General features: G+C 66.2%; 14 protein-coding genes and 1 tRNA gene. 11 read left to right on the plus strand and 4 right to left on the minus strand.

The annotated features are described in order from the left end of the window. Positions 1-148 precede the first annotated feature (148 nt). From FE263_RS03955 to FE263_RS03965, 3 genes are all read left to right on the plus strand, one after another. Positions 149-223: transfer RNA gene (locus FE263_RS03955), tRNA-Gly, on the plus strand. A gap of 140 nt (positions 224-363) precedes the next feature. Beyond that, the gene (locus FE263_RS03960) at positions 364-585 is read left to right on the plus strand and encodes a hypothetical protein (protein ID WP_138324601.1); all 222 of its coding nucleotides are present in this window, start codon (positions 364-366) and stop codon (positions 583-585) included. Positions 586-753: 168 nt separating this feature from the next. Continuing rightward, positions 754-3897: a ligand-binding sensor domain-containing diguanylate cyclase gene (locus tag FE263_RS03965; RefSeq protein ID WP_171033915.1), complete on the plus strand. Its 3144-nt coding sequence runs from the start codon at positions 754-756 to the stop codon at positions 3895-3897. A 471-nt stretch (positions 3898-4368) separates the two neighbouring features. On the opposite strand, the gene FE263_RS03970 is transcribed toward FE263_RS03965, so the two are convergent. From FE263_RS03970 to FE263_RS03975, 3 genes are read right to left on the minus strand one after another with little or no spacing between them, the layout of a single operon-like run. Then, a complete protein-coding gene (locus FE263_RS03970; protein WP_138324603.1) occupies positions 4369-4731 on the minus strand; it encodes an MmcQ/YjbR family DNA-binding protein in 363 nt (120 codons plus the stop codon). Further along, on the minus strand, positions 4728-4889 hold the full coding sequence (locus tag FE263_RS22015) for a hypothetical protein (RefSeq protein WP_171033916.1): 162 nt from the start codon (positions 4887-4889) through the stop codon (positions 4728-4730). The genes FE263_RS03970 and FE263_RS22015 overlap by 4 nt, the downstream gene beginning before the upstream one ends. Positions 4890-4943: 54 nt before the next feature. After that, positions 4944-6413: a glycosyltransferase family 2 protein gene (locus tag FE263_RS03975; protein WP_138324604.1), complete on the minus strand. Its 1470-nt coding sequence runs from the start codon at positions 6411-6413 to the stop codon at positions 4944-4946. Positions 6414-6461: 48 nt separating this feature from the next. Here FE263_RS03975 and FE263_RS03980 point away from each other — a divergent pair, with 48 nt between their 5' ends. Both FE263_RS03980 and FE263_RS03985 read left to right on the plus strand, forming a co-directional pair. Further along, on the plus strand, positions 6462-7028 hold the full coding sequence (locus FE263_RS03980; protein ID WP_205880245.1) for a cytochrome b: 567 nt from the start codon (positions 6462-6464) through the stop codon (positions 7026-7028). An 81-nt stretch (positions 7029-7109) separates the two neighbouring features. Continuing rightward, entirely contained in the window at positions 7110-7415 is a 306-nt protein-coding gene (locus tag FE263_RS03985) for a YciI family protein (RefSeq protein WP_171033917.1), read from the plus strand. Here FE263_RS03985 and FE263_RS03990 read toward each other — a convergent pair. Further along, positions 7412-8542 carry a LacI family DNA-binding transcriptional regulator gene (locus tag FE263_RS03990; RefSeq protein ID WP_171033918.1) on the minus strand — a complete coding sequence of 377 codons (1131 nt, stop codon included), beginning with the start codon at positions 8540-8542 and terminating at the stop codon, positions 7412-7414. The genes FE263_RS03985 and FE263_RS03990 overlap by 4 nt on opposite strands. A gap of 391 nt (positions 8543-8933) precedes the next feature. Between FE263_RS03990 and FE263_RS03995 the strand changes: the two genes are divergently transcribed. The 6 genes from FE263_RS03995 (at position 8934) to FE263_RS04020 (ending at position 15515) form a co-directional block, all read left to right on the plus strand. Next, positions 8934-9995, plus strand: a complete 1062-nt coding sequence (locus FE263_RS03995; protein ID WP_205880246.1) for a ketopantoate reductase family protein — start codon at positions 8934-8936, stop codon at positions 9993-9995. A gap of 39 nt (positions 9996-10034) precedes the next feature. After that, a complete protein-coding gene (locus FE263_RS04000; RefSeq protein ID WP_138324608.1) occupies positions 10035-11141 on the plus strand; it encodes a sugar ABC transporter substrate-binding protein in 1107 nt (368 codons plus the stop codon). A 22-nt stretch (positions 11142-11163) separates the two neighbouring features. Then, on the plus strand, positions 11164-12183 hold the full coding sequence (locus tag FE263_RS04005; RefSeq protein WP_171033919.1) for an ABC transporter permease: 1020 nt from the start codon (positions 11164-11166) through the stop codon (positions 12181-12183). Next, entirely contained in the window at positions 12180-13697 is a 1518-nt protein-coding gene (locus tag FE263_RS04010; RefSeq protein WP_205880247.1) for a sugar ABC transporter ATP-binding protein, read from the plus strand. Before FE263_RS04005 ends, FE263_RS04010 begins: the two co-directional genes overlap by 4 nt. Before the next feature lie 67 nt (positions 13698-13764). Continuing rightward, the gene (locus tag FE263_RS04015) at positions 13765-14709 is read left to right on the plus strand and encodes an ABC transporter permease (RefSeq protein WP_171033920.1); all 945 of its coding nucleotides are present in this window, start codon (positions 13765-13767) and stop codon (positions 14707-14709) included. Between the two features lie 32 nt (positions 14710-14741). Beyond that, the gene (locus FE263_RS04020; RefSeq protein ID WP_138324611.1) at positions 14742-15515 is read left to right on the plus strand and encodes an SDR family NAD(P)-dependent oxidoreductase; all 774 of its coding nucleotides are present in this window, start codon (positions 14742-14744) and stop codon (positions 15513-15515) included. Positions 15516-15533: the final 18 nt, after the last annotated feature.

A 15533-nucleotide genomic window follows, 5' to 3' on the forward strand; every position in this document is an offset into this window, starting at 1 on the left:
CCTGGTCTGTCGCATCGAGGCGTCGCGAATGCGCTCTAAGATTGGCCTCCGGCGCCGGTCTCGCAAGCGGCTTATGGCTCCGATTTTCCGCACGCCCGCCCCTTGCGCCTGTCCTCCGGACGTCATAAAAGCCCGCACCGTTCGGAGCGCGGGCGTAGCTCAGGGGTAGAGCACAACCTTGCCAAGGTTGGGGTCGAGGGTTCGAATCCCTTCGCCCGCTCCAGGTTTTCAGCGAGATATCCCAAACGTATGGCGAGTTCGCCTTGAGGTGAACCGTCGCGCTTTTCGCGGCCGCTGAACCACACGCAGCGCGTCAGGCGGCCTAATGTCATTGCCGCGATTTCCGTCGTCCTCGACCTGTCCGTGATGAAGCAGGGCTGGCCGCCATACGCTTGGCTTTACGACTTCCTGCCGGTCATGGCGATGCTCGCGTTCAACATCTATGTCCCGTCCAACGCCGATACGGTGGATGTCGTCCATGCTGCGGAAAGTTTCCCCTCCGGCGTGAAGCGGATCATGCTGACGGCTCAGTCCGGCAGTAGGCTGCAGTCGCCGCTCATGGTCTGGTGCCGCAACACGCTCTGAGCGAGCGCCGTGCGGCGATCGCCGCCAGCGACGACGAGGGCAAGACTACGTCGTTCGTAATCGAGCTGACCCGTTGGGGGCTTGTTAACAGGCTGGTGCGATACTGCTGAGGTCAGCATGACGGCGGCGATGTGTCGCCACGGTGCCTGCCCGGGGATCTTCACCGCGATGTCGTGGCGTCTGCTGCCCACCGTGGCCGGATTGCTTCTCCTCGTGCTGGGGATGAATGTCTGCCACGCCGAGGACGTAGCGGCGGGTGCGGGCATCGCCAGCGGCGAACGGTGGGACCGCCTGGCCGATCCTGTGTTCCGTCACGTCGTCCAGGATGTCGAGCTGTCTGAGATGCTGCTGCCGGTCGTGCTGGCCGAGGACGCAACCGGCGCGCTGTGGGTCGGCGGCCAGAACGGGCTGTCGCGCTGGGACGGCTACCGCGCGCACGACTACAGCAGCGACCAGGCCGGCACCGACGGCCTGCTCGACCACGATGTGCTGGCGATCCACCGCGACGGCGCCGGCAGGCTCTGGGTCGGAACCAGTGCCGGAGGGCTCGCCCGCTTCGATTTGGGCCATGACCGTTTCGTTCCGGTGCCCCTGAGCGCGGAGCCGGATGCACAGCGGGTCGCCAGCCTTGCTGACGACGGCATCGGCGGCCTTTGGGTCGCAACGAATGCCGGCCTGTTGCACCTGGATGCCGCCGGAGGGGTCGTCTCCCATCTGCGCCACCATGCCGGCCAACCCGGCAGCCTCCCCGATGACAAGGTGCTCTCGGTGCTGCTGGACCACAGCGGCGCGTTGTGGGCCGGCACCGTGAACGGGCTGGCCCGCGCGGAGGACGGCCGCGGGCACTTCACTACGGTACCGCTGCCGGTCGCCGCTGGCGTGGTACCCGAGGTGACGCGCCTGTTCGAGGACAGCCTGCATCGCATGTGGATCGGGACACGGCAGCACGGCGCCTTCGTGGTTGGCCCGGATCACGCACCAGCCCGCTTCATCGCCATGACCGGCCGGATCGGCAGGCAGGACACGGCGATCGAGATCTTCGCCATCGCCGAGATCGCGCCTGGGCGGATCTGGCTCGGGACCTTCGGGCACGGCATCGTCCAGGTTTCGGGCTCCACGCTGGACACCAGCCGCATCGTCCGGGATCCGCTGCTGCCGGACAGCCTGGACACGAACACGATCCTGTCCTTGCATCTAGACCGGTCAGGGATCGTCTGGATCGGGACCAACCTGGGGCTCAGCCAGTACATCCCCAACAACGGCGGCATCACGACGGTCTTCGGCAGGCTGGGACGCATGTCCGGGCTGAGGGATTCCGATTTCTACAGCGTCATGGTGCAGCCGGACGGCAGGGTCTGGGCCGGCGGTGCCACCGGCGGCATCGACATCCTTGACGCCGCCGGTGGCAGTGCCGGCGGGATGGAAGCGCAGCGGATCTTCAGCCTCGCCCGCGCCCCTGCCGGCGGCACGCTGGTGGGCACCCGGAGCGGGCTGTTCCTCGCGGATGCAGCCGGGCGCGAGATCGCCAAGCTGGAGGTGCCGACTCGGCGCGCGATGTCCGCCGCCTTCGCCCTGTGCACGCTGGATGGAGCGGTCTGGCTCGGGGGCGGCGATGACGGGCTGTGGCAGCTGCACCTGGCCCCGGATGGTCGCGTCACCGTGCTGCGGCACGAGACTGCGCCGCGTCTGACCAACTCGACCGTCTTCACGATCCAGCCGGGTCCGGTCGGCACGCTGATGGTCGGGACCGAGAACGGCTTCAACCTGCTTGATCGCGCATCGGGAGCCATCGAGCGCATCTTTCCCGATCCGGTCTCGCCGACAGGCCTCAGCGCCGGGCACATCGTGAGCTCCCTGCTCGACCGCAACGGCCGGCTTTGGCTCGGCACCAACAACGCGGGCATCAACGTCATGCTCGGCCGCAACAGCGCCGGGCGGCCGGTCTTCCGCCACCTGAGCGTTGCGCAAGGCCTGCCGAACTCGGACGCGAACCAGCTGCTGCTCGATCACGCCGGCCGCGTGTGGGTGAGCACCGACAACGGCCTGGCGGTGATCGATCCCAAGACCTTCGCGGTGCGCGCCTTCCGGGGTGCGGACGGCCTGGCCATCACCCAGTACTGGAGCCACTCGGGCGACGTCACCGCGCAGGGCGAGATCGTGTTCGGCGGCGTCGGCGGGCTCACGATCATCCGGCCCGACCGAATGGTGGACTGGCGCTACGAGCCGCGCGTGGTGGTGACCGAGGTGCGGGCGGGCGGCCAGCTGGTGCCTGGCGACCTCACGGCCCCCGGACGGGTGGTGACAGTCCCCCCGGGTGCCGACAGCCTGTCGGTCGAGTTCTCGGCCCTGGACTACTCGGCGCCCCTGCTCAACCGCTACCGCTACCGCCTGGAAGGCTATGACGACGCCTGGGTTGAGGCCGATGCCGGGCATCGGGTCGCGTCGTACACCAACCTCCGCCCCGGCAGCTACCGGCTGAGGCTGAGCGGCTCCAATCGCAACGGACACTGGACCAGGCAGGAAGTGGCGCTGCAGATCTCCGTGCTGCCGGCCTGGTACCAGACGATCTGGTGCCGCATCGCGGAGGCGATACTGGCCTTGCTCTGGGTTGTTGGCATCGTACAGGGGAGGACAGTGATGCTGCGCCGACGCCAGCACGATCTGGAACGGCAGGTCGACGGGCGCACCGCGGAGCTTCTGGCCAGGACAGAGGCACTCACCGAAAGCCGCCAGCTGCTGCACCGGTATGCCTATTTCGATACGCTCTCCACGCTGCCGAACCGCCGTGCCTTCAACGAGGCCTGCCAGACGATGATCGAGGAAGCTGCCCGGACTTCTGCCGGCTTTGCCATGGTCCTGATCGATCTGGACGGCTTCAAGTGGGTCAACGACACCATGGGTCATGATGGTGGCGACCGGTTGCTGGTCATCGCCGCGGAGCGGATGGCGGCGGTCCTGCGGGCCGGGGATTTCGTTGCCCGGCTGGGTGGCGATGAATTCGCGCTGCTATTGGGCGACGTGCGGAACAGGAGCGCAGTGCATGCGATCTGCGACCGGATCGTGATCGGGATGGCGCAGCCCATGATGATCGGCGAGACGCGCGTGGTGATCGGGGCAAGCGCCGGTGCCGCGATGTTCCCCGAACACGGCCTTACGCAGGACGATCTCTTCAAGCACGCCGATGTCGCGCTCTACAAATCGAAGGCTGCCGGCAAGGGCGTCTGGAGCTGGTTCAGCAACGACATGATGGAGCCGTCGGAACCTGTAAGCGTGATGCCCGAGATAACCGTTGCGATCCACGGTGACGCGTGACGGTCAGGCCTGCGCCGTGACTGGCGCCAGATCGGCGACGAGGGTGGCCGGCATCGCATGCGGATGATCCAGTCCAGGCAGGACAACCAGAATCCTGCCGGGCGAACCAGATGGGACGCGATTGCCGTGCCACCGAAGCCCCCGCCCCTCGTAGCCGGCCTGGCGGTAGGCGCCCGGACGCTTCCGATGGAAGGGGCGGACGGCTCGCTGGCGCTGCCGAGATGCTCTGGCATGGAAGGTCTCTGAAAGTTGCCAATCCTACGGCAGTGGCTTTGGATCCCATCGTCCGCCTCAGCCAGGCAATAGGACGCAAAACGTGGGTTGACCTTCATGGCTGGGGTCTTGGGTCGCCCTCGACGTTGTCCACCACGTGCATATTCTGCTGACAGGCCTGGGATCATCCTGTCGACGACGATCAAGGTGGCAATCGGGTCCCGTAAGCCTGGCGCGATGATGCAGGGACGGCATCGGCTAGGCTTGAGCCAGCCCGATTGCGATCTTCTGCTTTTTTGACAAGCCGTCCGAGACGATTGCGTAGGACTGGCCGATGTAGGTCCTGAGATCGTCATCAGATAGACCTGGGCTTGCGTAGTGCTGGATCCATTTCAGGCCGCGAGACGCGAGGTAGGGCGCCGGACGCAGGCCCGGCTGCTCCCTGAGGATCTCGTAGGCGATCGCGCTGACCTTGAACGTGAAACTCGGACTCTCCTTCGATGGTCTGCAGATCGCGAACACCTTTCCACCCACCTTCCAGACATGCGATCCGCTCCACTGGACACCCTGCGTCGTGCAAGGCTGCAACGCGCAGAATGCGTTGAAGTCGTCAGGTGTCATGCCGCTTGCGCCTGCAGGCGCAATGGCCTGATGACCGGATCGACCTGGCCAAGGAAGCAGTCCAGATCTAGCGCGATTGCGAGCGGAACGTCTTTCCAACGCCCGATCTTGCCAGGCGTGACAACGGTGGTGGTGACGGTGTGGATTGTCACGGGCATCGCAAGCCTCCGGACCGAAGACATACTATCGAGCAACGGTTGACTACCAGTACGCTAACCATCCCCGCTGCTGGCGCTCCCGATCCCGCGGCGCTCCTGAGCGCCCCAGCGATGGCGACCGGTCAGGAACGTCACCCAGCCGAGTGCCGCACCGACATGGCGCAGGATCTGGAACGAGAATGGCTCGAGCAGTATTGCGAGTAGTCCGCGCGGCAGGCTGAGTGCGGCCGGATCCCCGATCCAGCGTCGGTACAGCCGCATCGACCAGGCGCCGAAGGCCAGGTCGATCGCGAGCTTCGCGCCGATCACCGAGAACACCGCCTCCAGCAGCGACACCCGCCCCTCCGCGATATAGGCCAACAGCAGCACGGTGCCCGCGAGCCCGTAGAGCGGCTGCAGCGTATCGATCGCCTTGACCGGCAGCATGGCGGTGCCGGTATGCCCGTAGCGCCGGTTGCCGACCATGTGGCGATACCAGAGCTGCGTCTGCAGGAAGCCGCCGAACCAGCGCCGGCGCTGGCGGAGGAAGGCGCGGAAGCTGTCGGGGGCGTCGGTCCGGCCGTGCGCACCCCCGATCACCGCGGTATGGCAGATCGTTCCCGTGTTGCCTGCATGATCGCGCAGACGGTGGGTGAGCTCGTAGTCCTCCACCAGGGAATCGGGGTCGAAGCCGCCCACCGAAAGCAACGATGAGCGCCGGTAGCAGCCGAATGCGCCCGAGATCAGCAGCAGCCCGTCGGCACGCATCCAGGCGTAGCGCGACAGGAAATTGCGGACATATTCGTAGGTCTGGAACCATTCGAGCACGCGCCCCTGCACCGACGGCCCGCAGAGCGGCGTCAGCACCCCTGTCGCCGCCACCAGGTGCGGGTCGGCTGCGAAGGCGCGCGCCATGGCTGCAAGCGCCGGCGGGTCGAGCAGCGTGTCGGCATCGACCGTGACCACGAGGTCGGACGCCGCCAGCGCGCACGCCGCGTTGAGCGCCCGCGCCTTTCCGCCGCGCGGAAGACGCAGGCAACGCAGCGCGGGATGGACGGGGCTGGGCTCGCTGAGTTCTCCCTGTCGCGCGTCGAGACCGTACAGGCGTGCGAGAACGCCAACCGTGCCGTCGGTCGAACCGTCATCTGCGATCACGATAGTCTCTGCCGGCGCCGTCTGCGCAAGCAGGGCGGCAATGGTGACGGCGAGGCTCGGCGCCTCGTTGTGCGCGGCTACGATCACGGTGATGGTAGGCCACGCACCGTCGAGGGTTGCGGAAGGCTCGTGCCGAGGCTGTTCGATGCGGATCGTGCGCATGAACACGAAGGTGAGCAGCACCGTGTCATAGAAGATGTAGACGATACCGGCCGACCAGGCGAACAGGCCACCGCCGCCCACGAAAGCGCGCATGACGAGCCCGCACCAGAGCAGGAGAGCCGCCGCGTGGATGGCGATGCCGGCCGGGCCGGCGGGTGGCCGATGGGTGCGGGGCGAGACGGCTGCCCGAACCCGGGCAAGCGCGTCGTGAAGGGGAGCAACGATCATGGTAAGCGTCTTGCCATGAATTACGTCTGGCGCGGAGACTTGGCGAGCATGGAGGGATCAATCGTGGAGCGATACACGCGGGTGGCCATGCTGCTCCACTGGAGCGTCGCCCTCCTCATATTCGTCAACGTGACGCTTGGCTGGGGGGTCGGGCTTCTCGCCGATGACTGGGTGCGACCGGCGATCAACCTGCACAAGTCGATCGGGCTTACGGTGCTCGCGCTCGTCGTCCTCCGGATCCTGTGGCGACTGACGCACCGGCCACCGCCGCTTCCGGCCGGCTACCCCAGGCTCGAGCGCATGGCGGCGCACGGGGCGCATGCGCTACTCTACGTGGTGATCCTCGGCCTGCCGGTCTCGGGCTACCTGCACGACTCCGCGTTCTCGCAGGCGGCCCGGCACCCGCTTACCCTGTTCGGCCTGATAGAGATCCCTCGCCTGCCCGCCTTCATGGCGCTGGACGCCACCACCAAGACCCACGTGCACGCGTTCTGGTTCGGGGTGCATGTCTGGCTGGGCTACGTGCTCTACGTGCTGCTGGGGCTTCACGTCGCAGGCGCCCTGAAGCATCAGCTCGTGGACCGGACGCCGGAGTTACGGAGGATGTTCTCATAGCGCCGGATGAATGGTGGCACGGGCGCATTGGCGCAAGCCCGGCTATCGTCCACCACGCTTACGAACCACGAGGACGCTGCGATGATCTGCATCAGGCTGGCCTATTCCGACCCGGGCAAGGCCGCGGAGCGAGACCTTCACCTGGCAGCGCACAAGGCCTTCCTGCGCAGCGGCCGGCTTCTTATCCTGCAGTCCGGCCCGGTCTTCGATGCCGAAGGTCAGCAGGCCGGTGCGCTCGTCGTCGCGGAGACCCCGGATCTGGCCACCATGCGGGAGCTCTGTGCCGAGGATCCGTTTGCCGTGCACGGCATCTATGACAGGACCCTGTTCATGGAGTGGCGGCTGACGCTTGGCCAGATCCCGCAGATCGAGGCGGCCGGACCCTAGGGCGGCCTCGGTCGGGCCCTGACCGCGGGCTGGCGACGCGCCGCCTTCGCGGACCGGTCGCGATCCTGGACGGGTCGCGAAGGCGCCGGCCCGGTGCTGCCACGCACCACGACATGCGACGAGAACAGGACGTGCCGCGTCGGCGCATGCCCGTTCTCGATCAGATCGAGCAGAAGCTCCGCTCCCTGCGACCCGATCTTGCGCCCGGCATTGTGCAGGCTGGTCAGCGGCGGCGACAGCAGGCCCATGAACGGCAGGTCGTTGACGCCGGTGACCGAGATCTCGTCCGGGCAAGCGATCCCGGCCGCTTTCAGGGCAACCAGGGCGCCGACGGCGAGCAGATCGTTGAAGCAGAGGAACGCGGTCCAGCGCATGCCGTCCGCGATCAGCCGCTTCATGATGCGTTCGCCTTCCTCGACGTGATAGGCGTCCGCCTCGATCACATCGAACTGGCAGTGCGCTGCCTTCGCCAGCTTGGTCCCGGCCATGAAACCGGCCAGGCGGTTGTGCGCCGTCGATGCCGCCAACGGGGCGGTGATGTAGGCAATCCTCCTGTGCCCGAGGTCCAGCACATGCTCGACCAGGGCGCGCACCCCCTTCTCGTCATCCATGGTGACCGATGAAAGCTCGGCATGGCGTGGGTCGCGCAGCACCGCAACAGTCGGGATCCCCAGCTTCAGGCAGAGGTCCGCGGCAGGATCCTTGATATCGAAGCTGGCCACCATCAGTCCGGCGACATGCCGGCGGCTCATGATCTCGATGATCGAAAGCAGCTTTTCCGGCTTGTAGTCCGAGCTCGCGACGAAGGTGACGAAATCGTCCTCCGCGACGCGCTCCTGCGCGGCGGCGATGATCGGCGCAAACAACGGATCGCTCAGGTTCGGAACCACCAATCCGACCGTGCCGGTGCGCTGGGTGCGCAGGCTGGTTGCCAGTGGATTCGGGCTGTAGCCCAGCTGCTCGGCGATCAGCTCGATCTTGCGCACCATCTTGCCGGAGATGCGGTGCTCGGCCTTCGGATTGAGCGCTCTCGAGGCGGTCGAGACGTGTACGCCGGCCTTCGCCGCGACGTCGAGGATCGTCACCCTTGGCTGCCGGTTGGGCCTGTTGCCGGTCGGAATGCTCATCGTGCTCAGCTGCCTGCAAGGTCGTCGGCGCGGGGTCGCGCGGTGCTGCGGCGAACCACAATGGCTCATGTAGGACAAATTGCGCAAACTTGCCATCCAAACGCAGACGACCGCCGCCCCGGCGATTGTGCGATGCACGATAATCGGATGAGCCACGATCGTCCGGTCTGCTGCCACGCCTGCAAGAACTGCCGGCAATCGTCGCGGGCCGCTGCAGGACCTTTTGTGCGCAAAGGATTGCCCTTGACTCGAATTTTGACCGGACCTAACGGTGACGCACCTTGCTCGGGAACAGGGCGCGTGGCGTTTCCGACCACCCTTGCGGGTGAGCGGAGCCTGGGCCTTTCGGCCGGCCCGATCATGCGGCGAGAAGCCGCACTGGAGAGATTGAGTGGATCAGCAGGACATTGCCCGGCCCCGTATTGCCTTCCTCGGCACCGGCGCGCAGGGGGCCTCGATCGGGGCCGATTTCGTAGCGGCTGGCCACGACGTGACCTTCGTCGAGCAGTGGCCGGACCATGTGGCGGCGATCCGCGAGAACGGCATCACCGTCAACCTGCCGAAGCGCTCCTTTAATGTCCGGGTGCCGGCGTTGCATCTGTGCCAGCTCGCGGAGGTCAGGCAGCCGTTCGACATCGTCTTCATCGTGATGAAGGCGTACGACACCAAGTGGGCCTGCCAGCTGATCGAGCCCTATCTTGCGCCGGACGGGCTGGTGGTCGGCCTGCAGAACGGCATGACGCACGAGGATATCGCCGCCGTCGTCGGGCGGGAACGGACCATCGGCGCCGTCATCGAGATCGCGTCGAACATGTTCGTCCCGGGCATCACCAACCGCGAGAACGATCACGATACTTCCTGGTTCGCGATGGGCGCCCTCGATCCGAAGACGCAGGAGCGCGTCGAGAGTGTTGCCGATCTCCTGCGTTGCACCGGCACCGTCGAGGTCACCGACGACATCCGGTCCGCCAAGTGGATGAAGCTGGTGGTCAATGCCGCCGAGCTCATCCCGTCCGCGGTCGTCGACCTGCCGCTGGCGGACGCCGCGCGCGATCCAGGCATGCTGGAAGTCATGCGGGAAGCCGGATACGAAGCCATGCGCGCGGCCCTGGCGGACGGATCGAAGATCGTCTCGATCATCGGCATGCCACCGGTCACCACCAACGATCCCGAGCGCTATGTCGACCAGATCTTCGAGAAGGTCCTGACGACGTTCTCCAGCCAGGACACCCTGACCACGTCGCTGCAGGATTGGCGCAAGGGCCGCCGGGCGGAAGTCCGGGAAGTCAACGGATGGGTCGTCGATATCCTGGCCGCCCACGGCCAGACCGCGCCGATGAACCAGCGCGTCGTCGAGGTGGCCCTCGAAATCGAGCGCGGGACACGCGAGCTGACGACGGCCAATACGGCTGTCCTCGTCGAGGCCCTGCACAAGGTGCGTTCGAACGCCTGAGCCAGGCTTGCTGAAAACAATAAACGGGGAAACGGGTCCATGTTGAACTGGATTGCATCGGCGAGGTTTCGGAGCGCGCTGCTCGCCGGTCTGGGTGTGGGTGCAGCACTCACGACGGCTCCGGTCCGGAGCGTTGCCGCGGAGGCCAAGGGCGGCAAGCTCATCCTCGGTATCGACGAGACCGCCTCGGAATACTGGTCCGAGTATCTGCAGGGTGCGCACGACATCGCAGACTCGCTCGGCAAGAGCCCGATCGTGCTGACCAGCAACTACCAGGGAGACCAGCTCCTCGCCCAGCTCGGCGCCACCTACGCCGCCGGTTGCCATGATTGCGCGCTGGCGACCGACCCGTCCTCGAACGCGTTCGTCAAGGCCGTGGTGGCCCGATCGGCACGGTCGAAGGTTCATGTGGTGACGTTGTGGAACCGCCCGGAAGACATCCATCCGTGGGACACCTTCCCGCAATACTGGGTCGCCCATACCTCGTTCGACGGCGTGATGTCGGGCTACGACCAGGCGATGGCACTCTGCAAAGCGCTTGGCGGCAAGGGTGAAATCGCCGCCATCGAGGGCGTTCCGTCGACCCCGCCGGCCTACCAGCGGATCCGCGGGCTCAAGAAGGCGCTCGCCGAATGCCCGGGCCTCAAGCTGGTCGATACCCAGGTCGGCGACTGGCAGGAGACCAAGGCCCAGGACATCACGCGGGCCTGGCTCGCACGCTACGGCAGCGACCTGAAAGGCATCTTCGCATCGAACGACTCCATGGCGCGCGGTGCCGTGGCAGCGCTGCGTGACAAGGGGCTGAACGGCAAGACCCTCGTGACCGGTTCGGACGGATCGAACATCGCGCTGGAAATGGTCAAGAGCGGCGACATGCTGGTGACGATCTGGAACGATCCGGTACTGCAGGGCGCGGTCTCGATGTCGCTCGCCTATGCGGCGGCGATCGGCGACATCGACCCGGAAAAGCTTACCCACGCGCAACGCGACTTCTACCTGAAGGAGGAGCCGGTCACCAAGGACAACGTAGACAAGTTCCTGGCTCTGAAGAAGTCGCAGCCGAAGTACACCTACGAGGACATCAAGAAGGATTTCTGGAAGGACTCCGCCGGCCAGATCCCCCAAGGTGCCAATGACAACAAGTGACCCGACCGCGCGGGTGGCGGCCGTGTCGGAGGGCTCCGGGGGTAGCGCCCGGAACGGCCTGGTTGCGCGCCTGAGTTTCCTGCGCAACCACACCGTCTGGTCGCGTCTCGGCGGCCCGCTCACCGCACTGGTCGTTCTTGCGGTCGCGTTCCAGCTTATCAGCGGGTCTTTCCTGACGGTCGCGAACCTGCGTTCCGTCGTCGAGGCTGCCGCGGTGCCGGCGATCGTTGCCGCCGGCATCTCCTTCGTTCTCATCATGGGGGCGATCGATCTGTCGATGGAGGGCGTGATGGCGACCGCCAGCATGGTCGCCGCCCTCCTGGTCGCGAACGGCGTCAACGGCAACCACTACGGCGTCCTCGGGCTGCTGGCCGCCCTGCTGGTCAGCGTCGGCTTCGGGCTGTTCAGCGGCGTCCTGAATGCGATCATGCGCATGCCGTCACTGATCGTGACGCTCGGCACGTGGTTCATCGGGCTGGGCCTTGCGGCGGTGCTGTTCCCCCAGCGCGTCCCGCAGATCAAGGACGGGCTGTTCCTTGCAATCGCCCAGGTCAGGATCCTGGATTTCAGCCTCACGGTCTACATCGCGATCGCGATGGTCGTCCTCGCGCAACTGGTCCTCACCTTCACGAGGCTGGGCCGGATGATCTACGCCATCGGCGGGGAGGAATTGCTGCTGGCGGCGTCCGGTATCGCGGTCAGACGCTACAAGATCGCCGCGTTCGCGCTCAGCAGCCTGTTCGCAGGGATCGGCAGCCTGCTGCTGTCCGCCCAGCTGGGCAGCGGCAACACCGATATCGGTAGCGGACACCTGTTTCCGGCGGTCAGTGCGTCCGTGCTTGGCGGCACGGTGCTGACGGGCGGCCGCGGCGGAGCAGTGCAGTCTGCCCTCGGCGCACTCATTCTCGAGGTCCTGAGCAACGGCCTGATCCAGATCGGCGCCGGGCCGTACACGCGCAACATCATCAGCGGAGCGATCATCCTCGCCGCCGTGGCGATCGGCGGCTGGAACCGCCGCGCGATGCTGAGGGTCGTCAAATGATCGGCTCGCTTGCACTGCGCGGCGTGCGCAAGGCGTATGGCCCTGTCGTCGCCCTGGAGGGACTGGATCTCGAGCTGCGGGTCGGCGAAGTCGTCGGGCTGGTCGGCCAGAACGGCTCTGGCAAGTCGACGCTCCTCAAGATCCTGTCCGGGCTGGCCAGTCCGGACCGCGGCGAGATCCTGCTGGATGGGGAGCCGATCCTGCTCGACTCCGCCGCCGCCGCGGCGCGGTACGGGATCGGCATGGTGCACCAGGAACAGTCGCTGATCCCGAACCTCACGGTCGCCGAGAACATCTTCCTGGACAAGGCGCACGCGTCGAAGCGCTTCGGCCTGTACAACTGGCCGGCGCTGAACCGGGCGGCTCGCCTGCAACTGCAGAAACTCGGTGTCGACATTCCGACCAACAAGCGGGTCGAGGATCTGCGCTTCTCGGCACGACAGCAGGTCGAGTTCGCCAAGGTGCTGGCCATCGAGGAGATGGTGGACCGGCCGCCGCTGATCCTGTTCGACGAGCCGACATCGCTGCTGACGCCGGACGAGATCCAGGCGCTGTTCGCCCAGATCAACCGGCTGCGGGCACGCGCGAGCATCGTGTTCGTGTCGCATCGCCTGGAGGAGGTCCTCGAGATCAGCGACCGCGTGGTGGTGTTGACCGACGGCCGGAAGGTTGCCGAGCGGACAAAGCAGTCGATCGATCGCGAAGAGCTTTACGAGTTGATGGTCGGGCGCCAGCGTGTCGATCCGTCCATCCAGCACCGCGATCGCCATGTCACCGGCGCCGCGCCGCTGCTGGAGGTCGACCGGCTGGCGAGCGAGCCGCACTTCCACGGCATCAGTTTCAAGATTGGACGTGGCGAGATCCTCGGGATCGCCGGCGTGCTCGGCTCGGGCGCCGAAGAACTCTGCCGGGCCCTGTTCGGCGCCATCAAGCCGGATGCCGGCACCATCGCTTTCAATGGCGGTGCGTCGGGTCCCGGCAGTCCACGCGCGGCGGTGCAACTCGGCATCGGATACCTGCCTTCGGACAGGCGGTCGGAGGGAATGCTGCCAGGCCGGTCGATCACCGAGAACGCCGTGATCACCTATGGTGGCCAGTACGGCTGGAAGTCCTGGCTGCTCAGCAGGCGCAAGGAGCGCGAGGCCGCACAGCGGTGGATCCGGCGCCTCAAGGTCAAGATGGACAAGGAGGGCGCGCCGATCTCCAGCCTGAGCGGCGGCAACCAGCAGAAGGTCATCCTGGCGAAGTGGCTGCTTGGGAGGAACCTGCGGCTGCTGCTTCTCGACCATCCCAGCCGGGGGCTTGATCCCGGGGCGCGCGACGATCTCTTCGAGGTGGTGCGCGAGCAGGTCGACAAGGGCCTGTCGGTCATCTTCGTCGCCGACACCATTGCCGAACTTCTCGAACTGTCCGACCGGATCATCGTGATGCGCGATGGCGAGGTCACGGCCGAGTTCAATCCGGCCCTGGGCGCCTTGCCCAGGGAAGAGGATATCGTCGCGGCAATGGTATGACCGCGCAGCCGGTCGAACCAAACGGTTCCAGGCCCGTACGTCATCGCGTAGCAGAAGGGCTCGCAGTATGATCGGAGACCGGCTCCAGCTCATCCGGAGCTTTGCCCCCCTCGCCTTCCTCATCCTGCTGGTGGCGGCCAGTGCGGTGATCGCGCCCGGAGTCCTGCAGCCGGACTCCATCATCGGCTTCATCTCAGATGCGGCGCCGGTAATCGCCCTGGTGATCGGCGGCACGTTTCCGATCCTGGCCGGCAGCATCGATCTCTCGGTCGCCGGCGTCGCCTCCGTCACCGGCGTGCTGGTCGTGGTGCTCAACCCGGTGTTCGGTCCCTGGACTTCGCTCGTCGTCGTCCTGGTTGCGATCCTGTTCGGCGCGATGCAGGGGTTCGTGCACACCTGGCTGCAACTGCCCTCCTTCATCGTCTCGCTGGCGACACTCAGCATCCTGTCCGGACTTGCCCTGCTGCTGTCGAACGCCACCGCGGAGCCGGTTCCATCGGACGACATCCTGGTCGGCATCCTGGGCAACAGCGTCGCCGGCATCCCGAACACCGCCATCCTGCTTGTCCTGATCGTGGCGGTGCTGAGGCTGGCGATGCGCTTCACCCGCTTCGGCCGCGACGTCTATGCCCTGGGAAGCGGCGAGCGGGCGGCGTTGATGTCCGGGGTCAACGGGTTTGTCACCCGCACCCTGCTGTTCGCCATTTCCGCCGGCTGCGCCGCGATCGCCGGCCTGTTCCTGATCTCGGTGACCTCGTTCAGCTCGCCGACGCTGGCGGGAAACCTGCTGCTGTTGTCGATCGTCGGCGTCGTGCTGGGCGGCACTGCGATCTCCGGCGGCGTCGGTGGCCTGTTCGCCGCCGTGGTCGGTGGATTGATCACCGCCTGGCTGCGCATCGTCGCGGTCATCATCGGCGTCGCACCGACGGCGCAGAACATCATCTTCGGGTTGACCGCACTGATAGCGGTCGCCCTCACGACGGAACGCAAGAAGCTCGGCGTCATCAAGTGACCGGCACCGGGCGGCAAGCATAAGGATACAGCATGAACAACGAAAAGCTCGCGCTGCTGACCGGTGCAGCCGGCGAGGTGGGCCGCGCGACTGCCAGGCGGTTTGCGGAAGACGGATGGTCGCTGGTGTTGTGCGACCGTATCCCCGAAGTCGAGCGGCTCGCGGACGGGCTGGCGGCGGAATTCGGCCGCACCTGCATCGGCGTCGTGATGGACCTGACGCGTGACGAGGAGGTCGATGCAGCCGTCAAGGTGGCGGCGGATACGGACATTCCGCTTGGCTTCGTCGGCCTGATCGCGGCGATCAATCACCAGGCGGTCAGCATCGAGGGCTTGGACATGGCGGTTTGGGACCACGTGCACAACGTCAACCTGCGCGCCAACGTCAAGTTCGTCAGCGCCACCGTGCCGCTGCTCCGCAAGGGAAGCGATCCCTCGATCGTGCTGGTGTCCAGCTTCTGGGGACGCGAGGGGCATCCGTTCTTCAGTCCGTACTGCGCCTCGAAAGCCGCCCTGATCTCGCTGACGCAGAGCGTGGCGGCAGAACTTGCGCCGGACATCCGGGTCAACTGCGTGGCCCCGGGCAACATCAACACGCCGATGCACTTCGACGCGCTGGCGATGGAGGCCGGCAAGCGGGGGATCACCGCGAAGCAGATGCAGGATGTGGAGTGGGCCAAGATCCCGATGCGGCGGCCCGCGGAGACCACGGAAATCGCGTCGGCGATCCACTTCCTTTCAACGCCCGATGCTCGGTACTTCATCGGCGCCACGCTGGATGTCAATGGCGGCTGCCGCTTCACCTAGCGAATTACTCAACGGCTG

Source organism: Lichenicoccus roseus (assembly GCF_005844085.1).
GTDB lineage: Bacteria > Pseudomonadota > Alphaproteobacteria > Acetobacterales > Acetobacteraceae > Lichenicoccus > Lichenicoccus roseus.